Genomic DNA, 19674 nt, shown 5'->3' with positions numbered 1-19674 from the left:
TTAAGCGCTTGGCTGGAGCGTTAATAAGGCCGCCCGACTCAAAAAAATGGAAGGGGTAGCCATTATTTTAAAACCTTCATGCAATAGTACGTTGAGGATGTGATGGTATTGACGACGCGGTACATGGAATTTTTGTTCTGCTACCAGTAATAATGTAGCATCGTGGCATCGCTGCTTCAACTCGCTCGCTATCTTTTCCAAATAAATCATCTCGTGCAGGCTATAAAAAGCCAAGATAAAGTCAAACTTTAAGTGGAGATGAAGCGTTTCATGACTACTTTGATGAACAAGAATGTTACGTAAATGCGGTTTACGTTCCAGTTTGGCGTTCAGTATGTCTAGCATCCCTTTTTGAACATCTGCAGCCACCACCAACCCTTGTTCGCCCACCATTTCCGCTAATGCGATTGTAAAAAAGCCCGGACCACATCCAAGATCTAATACCCGCATTTTAGGTTTGACGTATGGTTTAAGGATGCGCTTGGGATCTTGTAACCAATATCTCAGCGTACTGGTTAGCCTATGGGCTTCTTCGATCGGATGGAGTAGGGGGTGTTGCATCATCAGTATATTTAGAACGTTATAAGAGTAAATTTAACGCATCATTACAATGAAAACAATACGTAGGGTATAGGCTAAAACTTTTAATGTGCAAGTATTTGTGAAAATGTCGAAAGCCAGCCTGCTACTTCGATCATCCTCCTTTTGCTCTAGGTTTTTTGAATTCCACAAGCGCAGTGCAGGAAGGGGAATAGGGGAGCTAGTATCTCAGTCGCTTCTCTAGTTTGGGACCAATAGCATATCTTTATAATGCGATTTCATAATGGTATATGTCCCATCCATCGTACAAAAAACACCCGTCATGCAGCCCTTTATCATACTATGCGCTATCAGTAGGATTGTCTGTATTGGTAGCGGGCATTTTGTTTTATGGTATGCGTCGTTGGAGTAAGGGGGTGGCGCTGATGCCCATCGATGCAGTATTGATGTATCTTTTGCCAATTGCATGTGGGGTAGGAGTATATCTATTGATGAGAAGCAGTTGGCATCGTAGGGCTGATAGCCGTTACGTGCGTGTTCCCAAAGCTTATTACAAAAACTCAGCGCAACTACCCAAAGCTACTTTGCAAGAACCCCAAGCCTACGATATCATTGCTTATAACGCTTATTCGGAGGCTTTGTGGATGAGCATTGCAGGGATAGGGCTGATCGGCTTTTCGATATTCGTTTTTCGGGAAGGTTATATTTTGCTGCCTTTGTTCCTCTTGTGCTTCGGGTTGTGGGTGATGGTGAGTGGCATTAAGGATTTTGTCAACCGCAAGCCCCAGCTGAAACTGAGTCAAACCGGTATATGGACTCCCCAATTGGGCTATCGCAGTAGGGAGGAAATCAAAGCCCTAAGCATCATTACTAAAAGGAGATACAAATCGCCCGAGTGGATCTTGGAGATTTATCTCCATCGACCGCGCGCCACGCAGGCATTATTGCCTGATGATACACTCTCGCTCAGCAGTTTGACGCCATGCGATGCGGTGATACAATATATTCAGCGTTACTATCTGCGGGATGAGTGATGATTTTTCTGATACACCACCTGCAAGGTATCTGCACTGAGTTTGCGATATTCTGATAAGCGTAAAGGAATATGCTGGGGGAGAAAATCGTCGCCTGGACTGATGATGGGTACCACGTGAAAAATAAAATCCGTAACCAGGTCAGCCTTCAGAAAAGCATTATATACTTGGGTGCCTCCACCGACGAGCATTGTTTCATGACCGCGCTGTGCCAAATAAGCAAGGGCTGCTTCGGGTGATGATGCTACTATTTTGTCTTCGGTTGGGGCGAGGGATTGTGACAACCATACCAGGTCTACTCCCGGATAGGCGGCTTTTAACCGATCGGCCCCGCCCATGGCTTGCTCAAATACTTCAAAAGATTTTCTACCCATGATTAAATTGCCATAGTTGCGAATAATAGCCGCCGAAGCTTCGATGATTTCCATCGGTACTTGATGATTGAGGTTCTCTGACAATAGAATTTTACCGTTTGCGGATATATTGGCTAGTAAGATTACTTTCATAAAGAAAATTGTATTAAACTTGTTGCAAAAATATTAAAGCCGTCAACCGTATAGCTATAGCGTTTCCTCAAGGTAACTATGTTTCATAGCCTATGACTGCAAAAGCACCATACGACACCCAAGCCTGTAAGCTCAATCGCCTTGCGATAAGAGACAGCCTAGAACTTATTGGAGGGAAATGGAGTTTGTTAGTGGTGCTCTTGCTAGGCAGACAGCAAGAGCCGATGCATTTTAAGCAAATTCAGAGAGCGCTGGATGGCATTTCTGCAAAAGTGTTGACTCGAGAGCTCAAACTCCTAGAAGAAAACCGTATTCTAAATAGAACAGTGCAGGATACCCTGCCTGTCACCGTTACATATGCCCTCACCGATTATGGTAAAACCCTGGTTCCCATCGCTCGTGCATTGCAGCAATGGGGGAAGCAACATCGCGAGGTGATTCTGGAAAATTTTAGACATTCTAAAAAGTAAAGTCATTACGCGATGCTGCCGCTATTTATGCACTGTAGGCGCGTAGCTGTAGCGCCTTGCGTACAAAGAGCAACAGCAACTGCAGGCATAATATTAGACTGAAATAGGATAATCCTAATGTCAGCTGATCTTTAATGGTGATAACATGCACCACAATATAGCTGACAATGGAAAAGATAACATAAGAACCGCCACTGGCTAGACCGCTTGCGGTAGCAGCATATTGGGGTCGACTAGTGAGCGAATAGGTAAAATAGGTGTTATAGCTATAGCCCAACCAAAAGTGAATGAGGAAAACAAATATCATGATGATGTACAGCTGATGAAAAACGGTTGCGGTAGTCAGCATGATGGCCATGACTATGAATTGTGAAACTGCCGATAGTTGTAATTTCTGAAAAGCGGGTTTATTGACGTGTTTCTTGCTCAGTAGTCCTCCAAAAAACATGGCGAGTCCCGATACCAAGGCGCAATAGCCGGTATGAACAGCCGTGAGATGATATTCGTGCTCTACAATAAACGCAATGCTCATCCCAAATACCATCACCATACTGTAGCATAATCCCAGTACAATAATGCCCAGGCTAAAGTCGGGAGCGCTTAGCAATTGCCGATACATCGAAAGAACCGACTTCAGTTTAAACGGATGTCTATGCGTGATGGTTTCTCCGCTATATATCCATTCCAGCACCAACATAATAAATGCATATAAAGCCAGAAAAAGGAAATTGGCGCGCCATCCGAAACTTTCCTGTAGATAGCCTCCTACAAACGGCGCCACAATAGGTGCGGTAGACCATACCACAGTCACAAGGCTCGTATAGTGTTTTCTTTTTTCTCCGGTGAATACATCCACAAAAAAGGCGCGCTTACACACTACAATAAAAGAAATTGCAATGCCTTGTATAAAGCGTAGCACCAGGATAGTATTCAAATCGCTGCTGAATGCAATGGCCAATGAGGAGAGCAATAAAACCATCAGCGAAATGATATTAATCCTATAGCGTCCGAAGCTATCCGAAATACTACCTACAAATAATTGGGATATACCATAACTTACGAGATAAAGGCTTAATGTAAGTTTGATATCCGATTCGCTTATCTGTAAGTCGGTTGCCATATGTGGAAACGAGGGAATGTAAACATCCATAGCGAAACCAGATAGGGGAATAAGAGCAAATGCTAAGATGGTACTGATGCCTTCGTGTTCTTTTTTCAGTTGCTTCATTATAGAAATCTCCTTTCTTTGAGCAAGCAAAATTATGCCGAGGCAGCGCGAAAACCGTTAAATGATTCAAACAAGATTTTACAAAAATCAAATATCCTGCTCATGATGTGCTCTGAAAGATCGGGGCGTGAAGCCGGTGTTTTTCTTAAAGAAATGAGTGAAATGTTGCACATACTCAAAGCCTAACGCTTCCGCTATTTCCGAAATATTCCAATCTGAATATTTTAATAAACTTATGGCTTCAGCAGCAATGCGCTCGTTAATGAGTTGGGTGGTAGATTTGCCGGTTTGTTCTTTTAGGCAATGATTGAGGTGGTTGACATGCACATGCAAAAGCTTGGCAAAATCGGAAGGGGTTCGCAGTTGAATGGGATTGAGAGGGGAGTCGATGGGGAATTGCACTTCCAGTGCATTGATGAAGGCATTCACCACTCGGTTTTTGGAACTCTTTTCGGGGTATAAAGAATCGGTTTGCGATTGTATCCAGATTGCCTGATAAACAATGAGTTGCAGCCATTTTTTCACTACGGCTTCACGGTATTCAAAGTCGCTGTGATAGGCATTGTACATCTGTTGAAAGCAGAAAAACAGCAGCTGATAAGTGTCTTCATTCAGAAAGAGAAAAGATCGGCGCGCTACGTTTAAAATATGGGTGAGGTGTGTAAAGAGTTGTTTTAAATCATAGGTTAGGTATTCATCATTAAATAAACAGATAAAGCCTGTAGGTTCTCCGGGAGTAGATTTCCAGCTATAAGCCATATTAGGTTGTGAGATGAAAATGCACGGCTTATCGATGACGATATTTTCTTCTCGAGTTTTTAATTCTGCGGTATTATTCAATAAGGTGATTTTCCAATAGTCACGTCTAGCAAAAGGAAGGCCTCCCGAGCAATTATTTCTTTTCAGAACGTTAAAATGTCGGGGTGTTTCTTTTTGTTCCAGCAGGTCGTGGGGCACCGGCTTTTTGATGAGTTCATAGTAATCGCGTAGGGATTCGATTTTTTCCATATTTACATAATTCAAATATTAGAAGGGATATGCAAAGTTAAGAATAATTAGTAATGGCTTCTGTTTATATCATAAAGATGTAGCACTGAGGAAGGGTTGAGAAAAAATGTTGCGGTAATTTGTTTTTTATTTAGTCACTAATTATCTTTGTAGATAAGATATTTATTAGATGAGCAAAAAACACTGCAAGGAGATTATAGAAGCATTCAGTAATGCCAGTCGTCATTATTCGGATGCCTCTATTCTAATGCATGAGGCCATTGCCCGTAAAGTGGGCTTGCCCGGCACAGATCATAAGTACTTGGGCCTGATATTGCAACACCGCGAGTTGACGGCAGGAGCTATTGCCCGCCTTACCGGCCTCACCACAGGAGCCGTTACCGGCTTGATTGATCGTTTGGAGAAGAAAAAACTGGTGAAGCGGAAATTTTCTAAAGAAGATCGTCGCAAAGTGATGATTGTACCCAACGAGGAGAATGCTATGAGGCTTCTGGGGCCCATATTTGGTGCACTCACGCAGCGCACCGCAAAGCTGTTGAGTGGTTATTCCGAAGAGGAGGTAAAGGTGATATTGCGGTATTTCACGGAAGCTACAACACTTATGAAGGAAGTAACCGATTCTCTAAATAATCCATAAAAAAATGAGCAATATGGAAAATCTTACTACAGCCTATGTACACCGCGCCGAACTATGGCTTTTTATTTCTACAGTAGTATATTTTCTGATGAACGGTGCACAAATTTTCGAAACATTGATACTGGTACCCAAATGGGGAGCTGCCCCGCCGGAGAGCTTAAAAATACTGCTGGATGGTAAAGGTACCGGGCTTAAGCCTTTCTGGATTATCTTTCATTCCTTTCATGAAATCTTGTTTATTCTGGCCATTATTTTCTGCTGGAGAATTGAGCCGGTGCGCAATGCCTTGTTGATAATATTTGCATTGCATGTGGGCCTGCGCGTATGGACTATTGCCTATTTTGCACCCAATATCATCGCTTTTCAACAAATTGCTGAAAATCCTTCGCAGATGATGACCGATATTGCCGCGCGTATTGCTCGCTGGGAAAAGTTGAACTATTGGAGAGTGGTGCTCTACATGTTGCTCTCCATTGCTTTGATACCTTTGTGTATTAAAGTATTTCATTTACGTTCATAAGGCAACGGTGTTGTGAGAGGCAATATGCAGCGCATGTTCATTGCTGCAACACATCCGTCAGGAACAATTTATCTTACCCATTATACGTTGTAACATTTTTATATGTAGTATTTTTCATAATCGTAATCAATATCAACAGACAGCGATAGAAATATCCTGTCTGTTTTTTATTTGTATTTTTCAAAAGTTTTGCCGTATTATTGTGTGTAGTTTACACATTCATTGATGATGTGGTATTGGCGGTTGGTTCAATTAATTTGATTACTTTGCCGCAATTTTAAAAGAATGATGTATGAGTTTTGAAAACTTCAGGGTTCCTTACGAAATTGATGCTAATTATAGTACAAAGGTGGCTTATTTTTCCATGGAGTATGCTATCCATCAGCCGTTAAAGATATACAGTGGTGGATTGGGATTTCTGTCTGGTTCGCATCTGCGCAGTGCATACGAGCTCCGTCAGAATATGATTGGAATCGGTATTCTGTGGAAGTACGGCTATTACGACCAAGAGCGTAATCAGGATCAAACCCTGAATGTAACCTGGAAAGAAAAAACTTACAGCTTTTTGGAAGATACCGGTATCAAGTTTCAGGTGACTATTCACGATCATCCGGTATGGGTGAAAGTTTGGTATCTGAATCCTGAGACCTTCAAAACTGCTCCTTTATTTTTATTGAGCACCGAACTGCCGGAGAACGATTACGTATCACAAACCATTACACACAAACTTTACGATGCTAATGCTGCGACTAAGCTGGCGCAATGCATTCTGCTGGGCGTAGGGGGTGCCAAGCTTATGGATATTCTCAACTTTAATCCGGAGGTATATCACCTCAATGAAGCTCACGGTTTGCCTGCAGCTTTTTACTTGTATCAAAAGTATCAGCAAAATATAGAGGAAGTAAGAAAGAGACTGGTGTTTACTACACATACACCTGAAGAAGCCGGTAATGAAAAGCACGATATTTATCTATGTCATAAGATGACCTATTTCTGCGGATTGGGTGTGGAAGAAGTGAAGTCATTGATCGGCGAGTACAGCGATATGTTTAATCATTCACTTGCCGCCTTACGCATGGCTCGTTTGGCAAACGGTGTGTCTCAATTGCATGGCGAAGTGTCGCGAGAAATGTGGGGTAAATATGGTAATATCTGTCCGATTATTTCCATTACCAATGCACAGAACTGGACCTATTGGGCCGATAAACATATGTATAAATTCAGGGAAGTAGGGGATGATTACGGACTAGATGATCGTAAGAAATGGATGAAGAAGCGTGCGTTTGAAATTGTGGCTGATCAGACGGGGAAACTCTTCGATCCTGATGTGTTCACCATCGTATGGGCCAGAAGATTTGCAGGTTATAAGAGAGCCGGCCTGATTGCTTCCGATAGGGAGCGTTTTGCAGAGTTGATGAATAATACCAAGTATCCCGTGCAGATGATTTGGGCCGGAAAGCCTTATCCGATGGATCATCCAGCTATTGGCGAGTTTAATGAACTGGTGCATCTGAGTAAGAATTTTAAAAATGTGGCCGTACTGATAGGTTATGAATTAGCGCTTTCTAAACGCCTGAAACAGGCTGCAGATGTATGGCTCAACAATCCGCGTGTGCCGCGCGAAGCTTCAGGTACCAGCGGTATGACTGCTGCCATGAACGGTGCTGTGAACTTCTCTACCGATGACGGCTGGATTCCTGAGTTTATCAATCACGGACATAATGGCTTTGTCATTCCCAAAGCTGATTACAGAAATATGTCGGTGTATGATCAGGATCAGTACGATCTAAACAAACTGTACGAAATTCTTACCGGGGAAATTTTGCCCCTGTATTATGAGAATTACAGTACTTGGCGTCAGATTATGAAAAACGGCATGCAGGACGTGCGTTTCAGATTCGACAGTAGCCGTATGGCGCATGAATATTACGAAAAGCTCTACAATGCTTAATGCCAAGAGTGATATGTTATATAGAAAGAAGGTGACTACAGCTTCTTTCTTTTTTTATACCGATGCTTCTTTATAAGTCGTATAAAGTTTTATAGCTTCCACAGCGGCTTTTACATCGTGTACTCTTAGAATCTGCGCACCGTTGAGCAGGCCAATGGTATTGATAACGGTAGTGCCATTCAGCGCTTCTTCGGGCGTAATACCGAGTGTGTGGTAGATCATTCCTTTTCTACTTACCCCCAGCAACAACGGGCATTGTAGCATCTCGAAGGTTGACAGATATTTTAATAAACAGAAATTGTGTAGGGTAGTTTTCCCGAATCCGAAACCGGGATCGATGATAATATCTTTTATGCCTTTTGATCGTAATAGGGCAAGTTTTTCGATAAAAAAATCCAATATTTCACGTACTACATTTTCGTACTGCGGATTCTGCTGCATATTTTGAGGAGTGCCTTGCATATGCATGAGTACATAAGGTAATTGCAATGCGGCAACTGTATCTATCAACTCTGAATCCATACTGCCTGCACTGATATCATTAATGATGGAAGCGCCCGCAGCCGCCGCTTCGCGGGCTACTTTGGCATAAAACGTATCGATAGAGAGAATAGCTTGCGGGAATTCTTTGTGTAGCACTTCTATAGCAGGCAATACTCTTTGCAGTTCTTCATCCACACTATATGTGGTGCTTCCCGGTCGGGTACTTTGTCCGCCAATATCCAAAATGGTTGCACCTTCCTTCAGCATTTGAGCAGCAGTACGAAGTATGGCTGTAGTTTCGGTATGTCTGCTACCACTATAAAATGATTCGTTATTAATATTGATAATACCCATTACGATGGGGGTATCCATGTTTAATAGCCTGCCTTTACAATTAAGTGTGAACATTCAGGTATTTGTTTGTTATTTTTGTTCCAATCCTGAGCGCTAAGTTACAGGTTGATTTGTAAAGAAGAGGAAGGAGCGTTGGGATCGGTTGGATAATAAAAGGAATGTATGAGTAAAACCAATGAACAATATGATGCCGTAGTGGAGTCGTGCAAATCCATCTTTTTTAAAAAGAATAAGGATTATGGTACAGCTTGGCGGGTATTGCGTACGATTTCCATTGTGGACCAAATTTATATCAAGGCACAGCGTATACGCACCATACAGGATAAAAAGCAGCAAAAAATTGCCGATGATATTCCCGGAGAATTTAAGGGCATTATCAATTATGCCGTTATCGGCCTGATACAATTAGCGCTTCCTGGAGATGCCCCAGAGGACTTGCCGGAAGCCGAGGTGGCACAGCTATATGATAAATATATCCATGAAGCCAAAACCCTCATGACTAACAAAAATCATGATTATGGCGAAGCTTGGCGCAACATGAGTCAGGAGGGACTTACCGATCTTATTCTGATGAAACTATTGCGCATCCGGCAGATATTGAATAATGACGGTCAGACGCTGATTAGTGAAGGTATCGATGCCAATTATTACGATATCATTAATTACGCGGTTTTTGCCCTCATATTACATAACGAAGCCCATAAAGCATAAATTATGAAAGCTCTTGTAACCTTCTCCCGAATACTGGTAGGCCTGTTGTTTATTTTTTCAGGACTGGTGAAAGCCAATGATCCTATTGGATTGAGTTATAAGATGCAGGAGTTTTTTCTAGCATGGGGAATGAGCGCATTGGATGGCATCGCTTTGCCCTTATCCATATTCATGATCGCTTTTGAAATTATTGCCGGAGCGGCTTTGTTATTGGGTTGGAGAATTAAGACCGTGAGTTGGTTACTGCTGTTGCTGATTATCTTCTTTACTTTTTTGACAGGATATGCTTATTTATCCGGTAAATTTAAAAGCTGCGGATGTTTTGGCGATTGTCTGCCTATTACTTCTCAACAATCCTTCTGGAAGGATGTGATATTGCTGCTATTTATTTTGATTATTTTCTTCAATAGAAAATATATCCAGCCTGTCTTCAATAAGTCCACAACTTCTTTTTTGTTGCTACTGGTGGCATTTTTCAGTTTTGCCGCACAGCGGTATACTTTGAAGCATCTGCCCGTAGTGGATTGCCTACCGTTCAAGAAAGGTAATAATATTGCGGAGCAGATGAAAGTGCCGGCCAATGCCATCCCCGATAGTACGGTAATCGTATTTGAGTATGAAAAGGACGGACAGAAGGTTTCCTTCACGGCTGATGAATTCCCGGATGATTTTGACGACAGTACCTACACTTTTATCGATCGTTACGACAGAGTAATCCGACCGGGTAAAAACAATGAGCCACCGATTAAGGCTTTTAATTTAAGCAATCAACAGGGTGCAGATCTTACACAGCAAATTCTGGAATTAGATAAGGTGGTATTGTTGTTTGTTGAAAATGCAAAAACACCAGTACATAAGTGGTCCAAGGGTTTTGCAGACTTGTATAAAAAGGCTAGGGAGAAAAATATTCCTGTATACATTGTTAGCAGTGACGCCAATGCCGTAAAAAAACATATTGCAGGTACATCATTTGCCGGTGTTGACGTATTGAGTGGCGATAATACTTCCATTAGGATTGCCGCTCGCACCAATCCTACTGTGCTTGTATTGCAGAAAGGTACAATTGTAGACAAGGAAAGCTATAAACGTTTTAACCGTATTACCTTATAAAGCTTTTAAGCACGATGGCACAATATATCGTCCGAAAACTTGTTTACAGCATACTGGTACTGATCGGTGTGGTAATACTGGTATTCTTTCTGTTTCAGGGTTTTGGTGATCCTGCACGGTTGGTAATGGGACAAACAGGCGACCTTAAAACACAGGAAAATATACGTCGCGAGTTGTATCTCGATCAGCCTAAGTGGAAGCAGTTTGTCCTCTATCTAAACGATGTGTCGCCTATTGCTATTCATTCTAAAGAAGAAGTTACCAATAAACAACTGAAAGGTATTTTTATAGGAGGAGAAAAGAAACTGGCCTTTAAAATTCCTTATCTGCGCAGATCTTATCAAAGCAAGCGCGAAGTAGGTAGTATTCTTATGCAGGCCTTACCGGGAACCATTATGCTTACCGTTGCAGCTATGGCACTGGCGGTTGTAATCGGTATCCCGCTAGGTGTGCTCGCTGCTGTGAGGCAGAACACTTGGATGGATACTACGGCTATTTTCTCCAGCATTATCGGTATTTCCGCGCCCTCATTTTTCATGGGAATTATCATTGCCTATATTTTCGGATTTGTGCTCACACACTATACCGGTTTGCAGATTAGTGGCAACTGGTTCGATATTGATGCAGAAACGGGGAAAAAAGTATTAAGCTTTAAAAACATCATATTGCCGGCCGTAACGCTGGGTATTAGACCTCTAGCTATTATTACGCAGCTCACCCGAAGCGCTATGCTCGATGTATTGGATCAAGACTATATCCGTACAGCTTATGCTAAGGGTTTGTCGAAGAAAGTAGTGGTATGGCGGCACGCTTTGAAAAACGCGCTCAACCCTGTCATTACTGCGATTACTGGATGGTTTGCTGAGCTCTTGGCGGGTGCTTTTTTTGTAGAGTATATATTTGGGTGGCAGGGGATCGGAAAAGTAACGGTGGATGCACTTGAAAAACTGGATTATCCGGTAGTGATGGGTTCTGTTCTGATATCGGCAGCTTTCTTTGTGATCATGAATATTATGGCCGATGTATTGTACGGTCTTTTCGATCCGCGCGTAAAGAATCAGTAATTATTTTACAATAACTTCTTTTATCACATTTTCCTTAAGCGCTTCATTGATCCGCTCGATGATTTTTTCTTTCTGATAAATCAGTTCGTTTTTTAATGGCGCCACACTGGTGTGGATGAAAAGTTTATCGCCCACAATCTGTATTTTTTCAGTATATCGGGCGATGGTTTTACCCATGATTTTTTCCCATAGGGCTTCTACCTCTAGTGCCTGTATATCGCTGCGAAAACGGCTTTTGTTTAGAAATTCCTTCAGGGCTTCTCCGATAGAATATTCGGCCATATGCGAAATTTTACTCGTGTTGGGAAAGGGGCAAGTTACAAAGTTATTATTTCATATTCCGCTTTTATTTTTTCCAAATGGGAGCGGAGTCGTTCTTCATTGGTATCGGTGATAAATACTTGTCCTTGATTCATTATGCATACTTTTTCCAGTAGGCTGGTAATTCGGGATTCATCCAGTTTTTCAAAAACATCATCCAGCAAGAGTATGGGCGATAATTTTTTTTCTTCGGTGATAACATCCAGCTCTGTGATTTTGAGTGCAAACAAAAGGCTTTTGCGTTGCCCCTGCGAAGCGATGTTCTTAAAAGGCTGATTGCTGAGTTGAAACAAAATATCATCGCGATGAATACCTGCTGTAGTGCGTTGTAATTGAAGGTCCTTATCGCGTGTACTTTCTAGCAATGCTTCGAACGAAATGTCGAAGAGTTTACTGTCGTAAAGAATAGATAGGTCTTCTTCCTTTTGTGCAATATCAGAATAGAGTCTTTTCACTCGTGGCAGAAAAGACACCAGAAAATGACTTCTTTTTTCAAAGATATAATTGCCGGGCGTGGTAAGTTGTTCGTTGAATATCTTCAGCAGGTCTTCGTTCAGACGCCCACTTTCTGCAGCGGCTTTTAAAAAAGAATTGCGCTGCTGCAATATTTTATTATAGGTGATGAGTTGCTGCAGATATTCAGCATCGAGTTGGGAGAGGAGTGCGTCAAGAAAGCTTCTTCTTTCTTCACTTCCTCCGGTAATCAGTATAGCATCGTCGGGCGCGATGACTACACAAGGGTAGCGGCCAATATGCCGTGAAAATTTATCATAGGGTTCTTTGTCCAATAAAAACTCTTTTTTATTATTCTCGCGTAATATGCAGGTTGCAGTTTCTTCTTTGCCGTTCAGGTTGAAGTGCCCTTCAATTCTAAATCCCTTAAAGCCGTGCTGCACGTTCACCACATCCGAATTGCTGAAATAGCTTTTAGTAAAGCATAGATAATGGATGGCGTCGAGAATATTGGTTTTGCCTACACCGTTTTGTCCGCAGATCCCGATTACCTTTTTGTTAAAAGTGAAGGTTCGGTTGGTGTAGTTTTTAAACTGTAAAAGCGATATGGAATGTAGCGCTAGCATGGAGCACAAAAATAATTCTTAGTCATCTATATAGTTGTTTCCAAGCGGTAGATTATATGGCCGAATGATGATGTATAAGAGCCAAGGGGAAAATGTTGGGAGAAAAAAGATAGCGTATTATTTCTCTGCTAGCTGTAGCAATTTTTCATGTAGGGCTATCACTTGTGGAATAACGGGGGTGGTGCCGCCGTTGTCGATGATGAAGTGAGAGCGCTTCATTTTTGCTTCTTCGTTCATCTGGCGGGCCATGCGGCTTTTAATTTGTGCTTCGGTCAAACCGCCGCGGGCAAGCACCCGTTGTATGCGTACTTGTTCAGGAGCCCACACACCAATAACATAGTCCAGAAACTGTTCGCTGCCGCTTTCAAAAATCAGTGCGGCTTCCTTGATAGCATAAGGAGCCTGTTGCCGCTGAAACCAGTTTTCGGCATCCTGAATAGTGGCAGGGTGGGTGATATCATTGAGGTCTTTCAGTGCGGCCTCGTCGTTAAACACAATAGCGGCAAGATAGGCCCGATTGAGCGCTCCCTGTTGATACACTTCCTCGCCGAAGCGGGCAATAAGCTGTGCGCGGATTTGCGGATCTAAGCGCATCAGTTCTTTAGCTGCGATATCGGCATCATAGACAGGGATACCCAGCGTAGAAAAAATTTTGGCAATGGTTGATTTACCACTGCCAATTCCTCCTGTGAGGCCTATCTTTAACATGTCGTAAATATTGTGTGTTCAAAATTGCATGCATCCTGAACGCAAACAGTATTACTGCACTTATTTAGCGGCAGTAGCTGCTTTATTCACCTGGTTGCTCCATTCCATGCTAATCGCTGATTTTGCCACTTTGATATAGTTGCCAGGGCTTACTTCGAGGCTAATAGTACCGTCTTCATTCAGTTGTTGAATTTTTCCGTGAATACCGGCAATGGTAACAACTCTATCACCTTTTTGCAGGTTTTCAATGAACTTCTTTTGTTCTTTAGCTTTTTTCGCCTGAGGGCGGATAAAAAACAGCCAGAACACTAAGATCATACCTAATAAGAAAATCAACTGCAAAGAACCGGCTCCTGAAGCGCCTTGAGCTTGTAAAATGTAATTAGTCATCATTTATAGTCTTTAAAATATTAATCTGTTACGGTCACTTTAAAAAGCAATAAGTGGTCGGTAGTAGGTTTTGTATTGGCTCTTACCTTTACGTTTTTGGTATGGGTGCCGGTGGGTTGCCCTGTACTGTTATAACGGGCTACAATTTTATCTTCCTGGCCCGGCATGATGGGTTTTTCGGGTTTGTCGGCTACAGTACAGCCACAACCCGGGTTTACCGAAGAAATAATTAAAGGTTTATCACCGGTATTTTTTACAACAAATGGTATTTCAACTGTTTGCCCCTTTTTGATACTGCCGATATCCTGAAAAGTAGAATCTACCCATTCCACTGTAGTGTAGTTGGAGGAGTCTCTTAATGCTGCTTGTTTTAGCGAGTCGTTTAAGGGAGCTTCATCGGCATTAGCCGATTGATTCCCGCTGTTGCAGGCTGCCATACCGGCTGCAAGTGTAAGAACAACTAATAAGCGTTTCATTGCAATCAAATTTTTGCAGAGATTGTTCAATTTCAATTTCTATTGCGAATGTATAGGAATATTCAGTATTCTGCTACAATTATCGCGATAAAATTATGCTTTTCTGAAATCCGTCTTTTTGAGCTTTCCCTGCCGTGCCAACTCTTTATGAATATTATCTAGAATACCGTTGACGAAAAATCCGCTTTGTGCGGTACTGTATTCTTTTGCTAGGTCAATGTATTCGTTAATGGTGACTTTGGGTGGAATGGTATCGAAATACAAAAACTCTGCTACCCCCATTTTCATAATAATCATGTCCAGCAAAGCAATGCGTTCCGGATCCCAGTTTTTCAACTTGGGGGTGATGAGTGACAGTAGGTATTCTTCTTTTTCAATAACGGTTCTCAGCAGATCTCTAGCAAATTGTTCCTTATCGGGAGTAATAATTTGCCTGAAAGCGGCTGATTGTGGCTTGCGGATAATAGCTGCTATTGTTTGCGCCAGCATATCTCCGTCGTCGTTCCAATTACTGAACGACTCTTCCATATGGTTGATGAAAATTTCATTACCCAGCATCAGGTCGTTGAAGATGAATTCAAATATCTTCCGGTCTTCCTGAATTTTATTTTCTTGAATACTGATATACTGTTGGTATTGAGGAGTAGCGGTAAGCTGTGTATAGATTTTCTTTATCAACGTTTCATCTCCAAACTGTTCGGGCTTTTCGTTTTTAAGGGCCGCTTTATACTCTTCCAACTCCAAAATTTCCCACAAAAGCGGACAGCCGGCGAGCTTGGTGTTGACGTTGAGATCTTTTTCGGTAGGAATATATTTGTGCGATTTTCTATAAGCGTCTTTTTCTGCGTATCTGGCTATTTCGGTAAGAAAATATACCAAGCTGGTCAGAAGTGTTCGGGTTTGATTAAAGTATTGTGTTAGTGTTTTTTGCGGATCAATGGGTCTGTCGGTCTCTACGCTGGTCGTAAATGCATAAAGGGTTTGCATCACCTTTACCCTTATGTTTCTTCTATTAATCATTGAATCAAGAACTGTTTTTTCAGGCGGCGAAGATAGGGTTTAATTATTAAAATGTTTCAATCTTGTGTGGTAAAACCTAGAAAGGACTAGGATTAATGACATGATGATGCGTAGGACAGACAGCCTGTCAGTCACCAGGGTGACAGAAGGCTTTGCACAGTTTGCAACCTGTCAACTTATCCCTTGTCTTGCAACTGAAAATTGGTTTGGACTGAAAAAATTGCATATTCTTATACTATGGCATATAATTTACGGTACATTTGCCGACCATAGAAAATCCTAGTAATCATTTTTTCTAACGTAAATAAACAATTTTTAAACAGATAAAACATGGCTAAAAAAGTATCACTTACCCCTTTACATGACAGGGTGATTGTAAAACCTGCAGCCGCCGAGGAGAAAACAGCGGGCGGTATCATTATTCCTGACACTGCTAAAGAAAAACCTCAACGCGGTACAGTAGTTGCTGCCGGACCGGGTAAAAAGGATGAGCCCATTACAGTAAAAGCTGGCGATGTTGTATTGTACGGAAAATACGCCGGTACAGAAATCCAAATCGACGGACAAGATTATCTAATCATGCGTGAAAGCGATATCCTCGCTATTGATAATGCTAATTCCTAATTAAGTACTTATTTTCTTAGTTGGGAATTGTTTTTATAAGTAGCTATTCTAAAAAAGTAAAACTGTGACCTCGCAGTATAAATAATCCCCTCAGGGGTGGAGGTAATAAAAAATGGCAAAACAATTACTCTTCAATATTGAAGCAAGAAATAGGATGAAGAAAGGCGTTGATGCCTTAGCAAACGCCGTAAAAGTTACATTAGGTCCTAAAGGTCGTAATGTAGTTATTGAGAAAAAATTCGGTGCGCCTACTGTAACCAAAGATGGTGTATCTGTGGCCAAAGAAATTGAATTGGAAGATGCAATCGAGAACATGGGCGCACAAATGGTGAAGGAAGTTGCTTCTAAAACTGCGGATATTGCAGGTGATGGTACTACTACTGCCACTGTTTTAGCTCAGTCAATCATCAGCGAAGGTCTGAAAATGGTAGCCGCAGGTGCTAACCCGATGGACCTGAAACGCGGTATCGATAAAGCTGTAGCACTGGTTGTTGAAAACCTGAAAAGTCAAAGCCAAACTGTAGGCAACGACAGCAAAAAAATTCAGCAGGTAGCTACTATTTCTGCTAACAACGATGAAACTATCGGTAAACTGATTGCCGAAGCTTTCGCCAAAGTGGGTAAAGAAGGTGTGATCACCGTAGAAGAAGCTAAAGGTACCGACACTACTGTAGAAGTAGTAGAAGGTATGCAGTTCGACCGCGGTTACATTTCTCCATATTTCGTTACTAACAGCGAAAAAATGGAAGCCGAGCTTCAGAACCCTTATATCCTGATCTATGATAAGAAAATCAGCGCCATGAAGGATATACTGGGTATTCTGGAAAAAGTAGCTCAAAGTGGTCGCCCACTGCTGATTATTGCTGAAGATCTGGAAGGTGAAGCTCTGGCTACTTTAGTATTGAACAAATTACGCGGTACGCTGAAAGTTGCGGCTGTAAAAGCTCCTGGCTTTGGCGACAGAAGAAAAGAAATGTTACAGGATATCGCTATCCTGACTGGTGGTACTGTAATTAGCGAAGACCTGGGTTACAAACTGGAAGCTGCAGATCTTCCTGCTTTAGGTCAGGCTGCTTCTGTAACCATCGACAAAGACAATACAATCATCGTGGGTGGTAAAGGTAAAAAACAAGATATCACTGCCCGCGTTAACCAAATCAAAGCGCAAATCGAAACCACTACTTCTGACTACGATAAAGAAAAATTACAAGAACGTCTGGCTAAATTAAGCGGTGGTGTGGCAGTTCTTTATGTAGGTGCTGCTACTGAAGTAGAAATGAAAGAGAAAAAAGACCGCGTAGACGATGCTTTACACGCTACACGTGCTGCTGTAGAAGAAGGTATCGTTCCAGGTGGTGGTGTGGCTTATATCCGCGCTATCCAAGCTCTGGATGTAAAACTCAAAGGCCAGATCGAAGACGAACAAACCGGTATGGCTATCGTAAAACGTGCTCTGGAAGCGCCTATTCGTACGCTTACAGACAATGCCGGTATCGATGGTTCTATCGTAGTTCAGAAAATTAAAGAAGCTACTGGAGACTTTGGTTTCAATGCCAGAACTGAAACTTACGAAAACCTGTTCAAAGCCGGTGTTATCGATCCTACCAAAGTAAGCCGTGTGGCTCTGGAAAATGCAGCTTCTATCGCCGGTATGTTGCTGACTACCGAGTGTGTGATTGCTGATAAACCAGAACCCAAACAAGCTGCTCCGGCTCCGGGTCCTGACATGGGCGGAATGGGCTACTAATAAAAGCATAGTATACCATTGTGAAGAAAGAGCATGTGTTTTATACACGTGCTCTTTTTTTGTGCTGTTTTGTCCAATAAAAAATCCCGTAAAGAATTACGGGATTTAAAAAATTATATTTATCAGAAGTGATCAAACTATACCTTATAGTACTCTTCCCAGCCTTTGCGTGGGGGAGGCCCTACCAGTAATGCATTGGCTCTTTTACTATTGGTAATGATCTTTTTCTTGGGATCGAACTGTATTTTTTCGCCCGTCCATTGAGCAATCACTCCCAGACAGAAAAGTTGACTCAGAGGACCAGCCACTGAGAATGGTGATCTGGTTTTTTCCAATCCCTTACATGCTAGTAGGAAGTTTTTGAAATGGTTGGAAGGTGATGGCGGTACTTCGGGAAGCTTGGATGCCATTTCCTTTGCCTTTGCTTCGGGAATGATAGACAAGGTACTACCATGTGAGCCTCCCTTAAAGATAAGATCTTTAGAGTAAATGATTTTACCGGGGTTCAGTTTGGCCTGAATGGTTCCGGTGCTGGGTGGTGGAATATTCGGATCTAACCCTTGTACACCATAACCTTCGGGAATAGGAGGTAGGTTGTCCACCCCATCGTACCAAAGTACTTCTACCGGCGGCATTTTATCTCTCTTGGGGAATTTGAAAGACAGCGTGGTAGACATCGGGAAGAAAAACTGATTATGTCCTGTGAGTTTTAAAGGCTCTACTGTGGTAGGGAGGCCTAGTTTCAGGAATTCGTGGGCGGTGTCGAGCAAGTGTGCTCCCCAGTCGCCAAGTGCTCCCATACCGAAGTCGTACCAGCAGCGCCATTGACCGTTTACGAAATCATGGTGATAATCGTGCCCGAATGTCTGCATCTGCCATAAATCCCAGTCGAGGGTCGATGGTACCGGCTCCGCAGGCGGGAACGATTTGATATTAGGATCCCATCCGTGCCAGCGCCGGCTGGAGTTCATATGTGCGACGATTTTTGTAACATCTTTGATAATACCGGCTTCTACCCAGGTTTTAAACTGGAAATAGTTGGCTTCTGAATGGCCTTGGTTACCCATTTGGGTTACTACATTGCTGTACTTGGCAGCCGCTTTCATCATTAGCTCCACTTCATTGAAAGTACGAGCCATGGGCTTTTCCACGTATACGTGTTTTCCCAGCTTAATGGCCATCATAGTAATGGGGAAATGCGAAAAATCGGGGGTGCCGATGCTTACGGCATCAATTTCATTTCCCATTTTATCAAACATCACTCTGAAGTCTTGGAAACGTTTGGCATTGGGGAATTTTGCCATAATTTCCTGAGTGTGTGGCGCACCCATGTCTACATCGCACAGTGCCACTATATTGGCAAGTCCCGTTTTGTGAAGCTCTAGAATAATTTCTTTACCTCTGTTACCAATGCCCACACAGGCCAGGTTTACCTTTTCGGATGGCGCAATCGTAGATTTCTTCAAAAGTCCTTTCTGCGCAAATAAAGCATCCGGAAGGATAAGGGCTGAGGCGCCAAGCAATGAAGCGTTCTTGATAAATTTCCTTCTGGAATTCTGTTTTTTGTTCATTATTTACAATTTTTCGTTAGACACGCGATGCAATCGTTGCTGATCAAGCGGTATAAAAATCCTAGCGAATTTAAATGATACCAGTCAAAAAGCAGCTTCTCAAATGCATTTTTCGAACATAT

General features: G+C 42.3%; 22 protein-coding genes. 10 read left to right on the top strand and 12 right to left on the bottom strand.

Annotation, left to right across the window (positions count from 1 at the left end; all coding sequences use genetic code 11):
• Positions 1-564 carry a class I SAM-dependent methyltransferase gene (locus V2H41_RS12775; protein WP_330975549.1) on the bottom strand — a complete coding sequence of 188 codons (564 nt, stop codon included), beginning with the start codon at positions 562-564 and terminating at the stop codon, positions 1-3.
• A 266-nt stretch (positions 565-830) separates the two neighbouring features.
• Between V2H41_RS12775 and V2H41_RS12770 the strand changes: the two genes are divergently transcribed.
• Positions 831-1574, top strand: a complete 744-nt coding sequence (locus V2H41_RS12770; protein ID WP_330975548.1) for a hypothetical protein — start codon at positions 831-833, stop codon at positions 1572-1574.
• Here the strand turns inward: V2H41_RS12770 and V2H41_RS12765 are convergent.
• Positions 1556-2080, bottom strand: coding sequence for a dihydrofolate reductase family protein (locus V2H41_RS12765; protein ID WP_330975547.1), 525 nt, complete (start codon positions 2078-2080; stop codon positions 1556-1558). The two genes, V2H41_RS12770 and V2H41_RS12765, sit on opposite strands and share 19 nt — an antisense overlap.
• Positions 2081-2172: 92 nt before the next feature.
• Between V2H41_RS12765 and V2H41_RS12760 the strand changes: the two genes are divergently transcribed.
• Positions 2173-2550: a winged helix-turn-helix transcriptional regulator gene (locus V2H41_RS12760; RefSeq protein WP_330975546.1), complete on the top strand. Its 378-nt coding sequence runs from the start codon at positions 2173-2175 to the stop codon at positions 2548-2550.
• A gap of 25 nt (positions 2551-2575) precedes the next feature.
• On the opposite strand, the gene V2H41_RS12755 is transcribed toward V2H41_RS12760, so the two are convergent.
• On the bottom strand, positions 2576-3778 hold the full coding sequence (locus V2H41_RS12755) for an MFS transporter (RefSeq protein WP_330975545.1): 1203 nt from the start codon (positions 3776-3778) through the stop codon (positions 2576-2578).
• 87 nt (positions 3779-3865) lie between these two features.
• On the bottom strand, positions 3866-4786 hold the full coding sequence (locus V2H41_RS12750; RefSeq protein WP_330975544.1) for a helix-turn-helix domain-containing protein: 921 nt from the start codon (positions 4784-4786) through the stop codon (positions 3866-3868).
• Between the two features lie 169 nt (positions 4787-4955).
• Here V2H41_RS12750 and V2H41_RS12745 point away from each other — a divergent pair, with 169 nt between their 5' ends.
• The 3 genes from V2H41_RS12745 to glgP all read left to right on the top strand — a co-directional run bounded on the left by V2H41_RS12745 (position 4956) and on the right by glgP (position 7894).
• Positions 4956-5423: a MarR family winged helix-turn-helix transcriptional regulator gene (locus V2H41_RS12745; protein ID WP_330975543.1), complete on the top strand. Its 468-nt coding sequence runs from the start codon at positions 4956-4958 to the stop codon at positions 5421-5423.
• Positions 5424-5436: 13 nt separating this feature from the next.
• Complete coding sequence (locus tag V2H41_RS12740; protein ID WP_330975542.1) at positions 5437-5943, top strand: transposase; 507 nt, start codon at positions 5437-5439, stop codon at positions 5941-5943.
• Between the two features lie 292 nt (positions 5944-6235).
• Positions 6236-7894, top strand: a complete 1659-nt coding sequence (gene glgP / locus V2H41_RS12735; RefSeq protein ID WP_330975541.1) for an alpha-glucan family phosphorylase — start codon at positions 6236-6238, stop codon at positions 7892-7894.
• Between the two features lie 54 nt (positions 7895-7948).
• Here glgP and folP read toward each other — a convergent pair whose 3' ends face one another.
• Positions 7949-8749, bottom strand: a complete 801-nt coding sequence (gene folP, locus V2H41_RS12730) for a dihydropteroate synthase (RefSeq protein WP_330975540.1) — start codon at positions 8747-8749, stop codon at positions 7949-7951.
• A 144-nt stretch (positions 8750-8893) separates the two neighbouring features.
• On the opposite strand from folP, the gene V2H41_RS12725 reads away from it, so the two are divergent.
• From V2H41_RS12725 to V2H41_RS12715, 3 genes are read left to right on the top strand one after another with little or no spacing between them, the layout of a single operon-like run.
• A complete protein-coding gene (locus V2H41_RS12725) occupies positions 8894-9442 on the top strand; it encodes a DUF1599 domain-containing protein (protein WP_330975539.1) in 549 nt (182 codons plus the stop codon).
• 3 nt (positions 9443-9445) lie between these two features.
• Complete coding sequence (locus V2H41_RS12720) at positions 9446-10552, top strand: BT_3928 family protein (RefSeq protein WP_330975538.1); 1107 nt, start codon at positions 9446-9448, stop codon at positions 10550-10552.
• 14 nt (positions 10553-10566) lie between these two features.
• Complete coding sequence (locus V2H41_RS12715) at positions 10567-11616, top strand: ABC transporter permease (protein ID WP_330975537.1); 1050 nt, start codon at positions 10567-10569, stop codon at positions 11614-11616.
• Here the strand turns inward: V2H41_RS12715 and V2H41_RS12710 are convergent, their stop codons facing one another.
• The 6 genes from V2H41_RS12710 to nusB form a co-directional block, all read right to left on the bottom strand.
• Positions 11617-11898 carry a DciA family protein gene (locus tag V2H41_RS12710; protein WP_330975536.1) on the bottom strand — a complete coding sequence of 94 codons (282 nt, stop codon included), beginning with the start codon at positions 11896-11898 and terminating at the stop codon, positions 11617-11619.
• 35 nt (positions 11899-11933) lie between these two features.
• The gene (gene recF, locus V2H41_RS12705; protein WP_330975535.1) at positions 11934-13016 is read right to left on the bottom strand and encodes a DNA replication/repair protein RecF; all 1083 of its coding nucleotides are present in this window, start codon (positions 13014-13016) and stop codon (positions 11934-11936) included.
• A gap of 117 nt (positions 13017-13133) precedes the next feature.
• Positions 13134-13724 (bottom strand): dephospho-CoA kinase, encoded by a 591-nt coding sequence (gene coaE / locus V2H41_RS12700; RefSeq protein ID WP_330975534.1) that lies wholly within the window; start codon positions 13722-13724, stop codon positions 13134-13136.
• Between the two features lie 60 nt (positions 13725-13784).
• A complete protein-coding gene (yajC, locus tag V2H41_RS12695) occupies positions 13785-14117 on the bottom strand; it encodes a preprotein translocase subunit YajC (protein WP_330975533.1) in 333 nt (110 codons plus the stop codon).
• Positions 14118-14134: 17 nt separating this feature from the next.
• Positions 14135-14590, bottom strand: coding sequence for a DUF1573 domain-containing protein (locus V2H41_RS12690; protein ID WP_330975532.1), 456 nt, complete (start codon positions 14588-14590; stop codon positions 14135-14137).
• A gap of 93 nt (positions 14591-14683) precedes the next feature.
• Positions 14684-15610 (bottom strand): transcription antitermination factor NusB, encoded by a 927-nt coding sequence (gene nusB, locus V2H41_RS12685; protein ID WP_330975531.1) that lies wholly within the window; start codon positions 15608-15610, stop codon positions 14684-14686.
• A gap of 330 nt (positions 15611-15940) precedes the next feature.
• Between nusB and V2H41_RS12680 the strand changes: the two genes are divergently transcribed.
• Together V2H41_RS12680 and groL are read left to right on the top strand one after the other, a co-directional pair.
• Positions 15941-16234 (top strand): co-chaperone GroES, encoded by a 294-nt coding sequence (locus V2H41_RS12680; protein ID WP_330975530.1) that lies wholly within the window; start codon positions 15941-15943, stop codon positions 16232-16234.
• A 112-nt stretch (positions 16235-16346) separates the two neighbouring features.
• Positions 16347-17981, top strand: coding sequence for a chaperonin GroEL (gene groL / locus V2H41_RS12675; protein ID WP_330975529.1), 1635 nt, complete (start codon positions 16347-16349; stop codon positions 17979-17981).
• A gap of 137 nt (positions 17982-18118) precedes the next feature.
• Here the strand turns inward: groL and V2H41_RS12670 are convergent, their stop codons facing one another.
• Positions 18119-19552, bottom strand: a complete 1434-nt coding sequence (locus V2H41_RS12670; protein WP_330975528.1) for a Gfo/Idh/MocA family oxidoreductase — start codon at positions 19550-19552, stop codon at positions 18119-18121.
• Between the last annotated feature and the right edge of the window lie 122 nt (positions 19553-19674).

Origin of the sequence: Niabella digestorum, from assembly GCF_036409055.1 — a bacterium.
Classification (GTDB): Bacteria; Bacteroidota; Bacteroidia; order Chitinophagales; family Chitinophagaceae; genus Niabella; species Niabella composti.
Note: the sequence above shows the minus strand (reverse complement) of the source record. Positions and strands in the feature narration are given on the sequence as shown.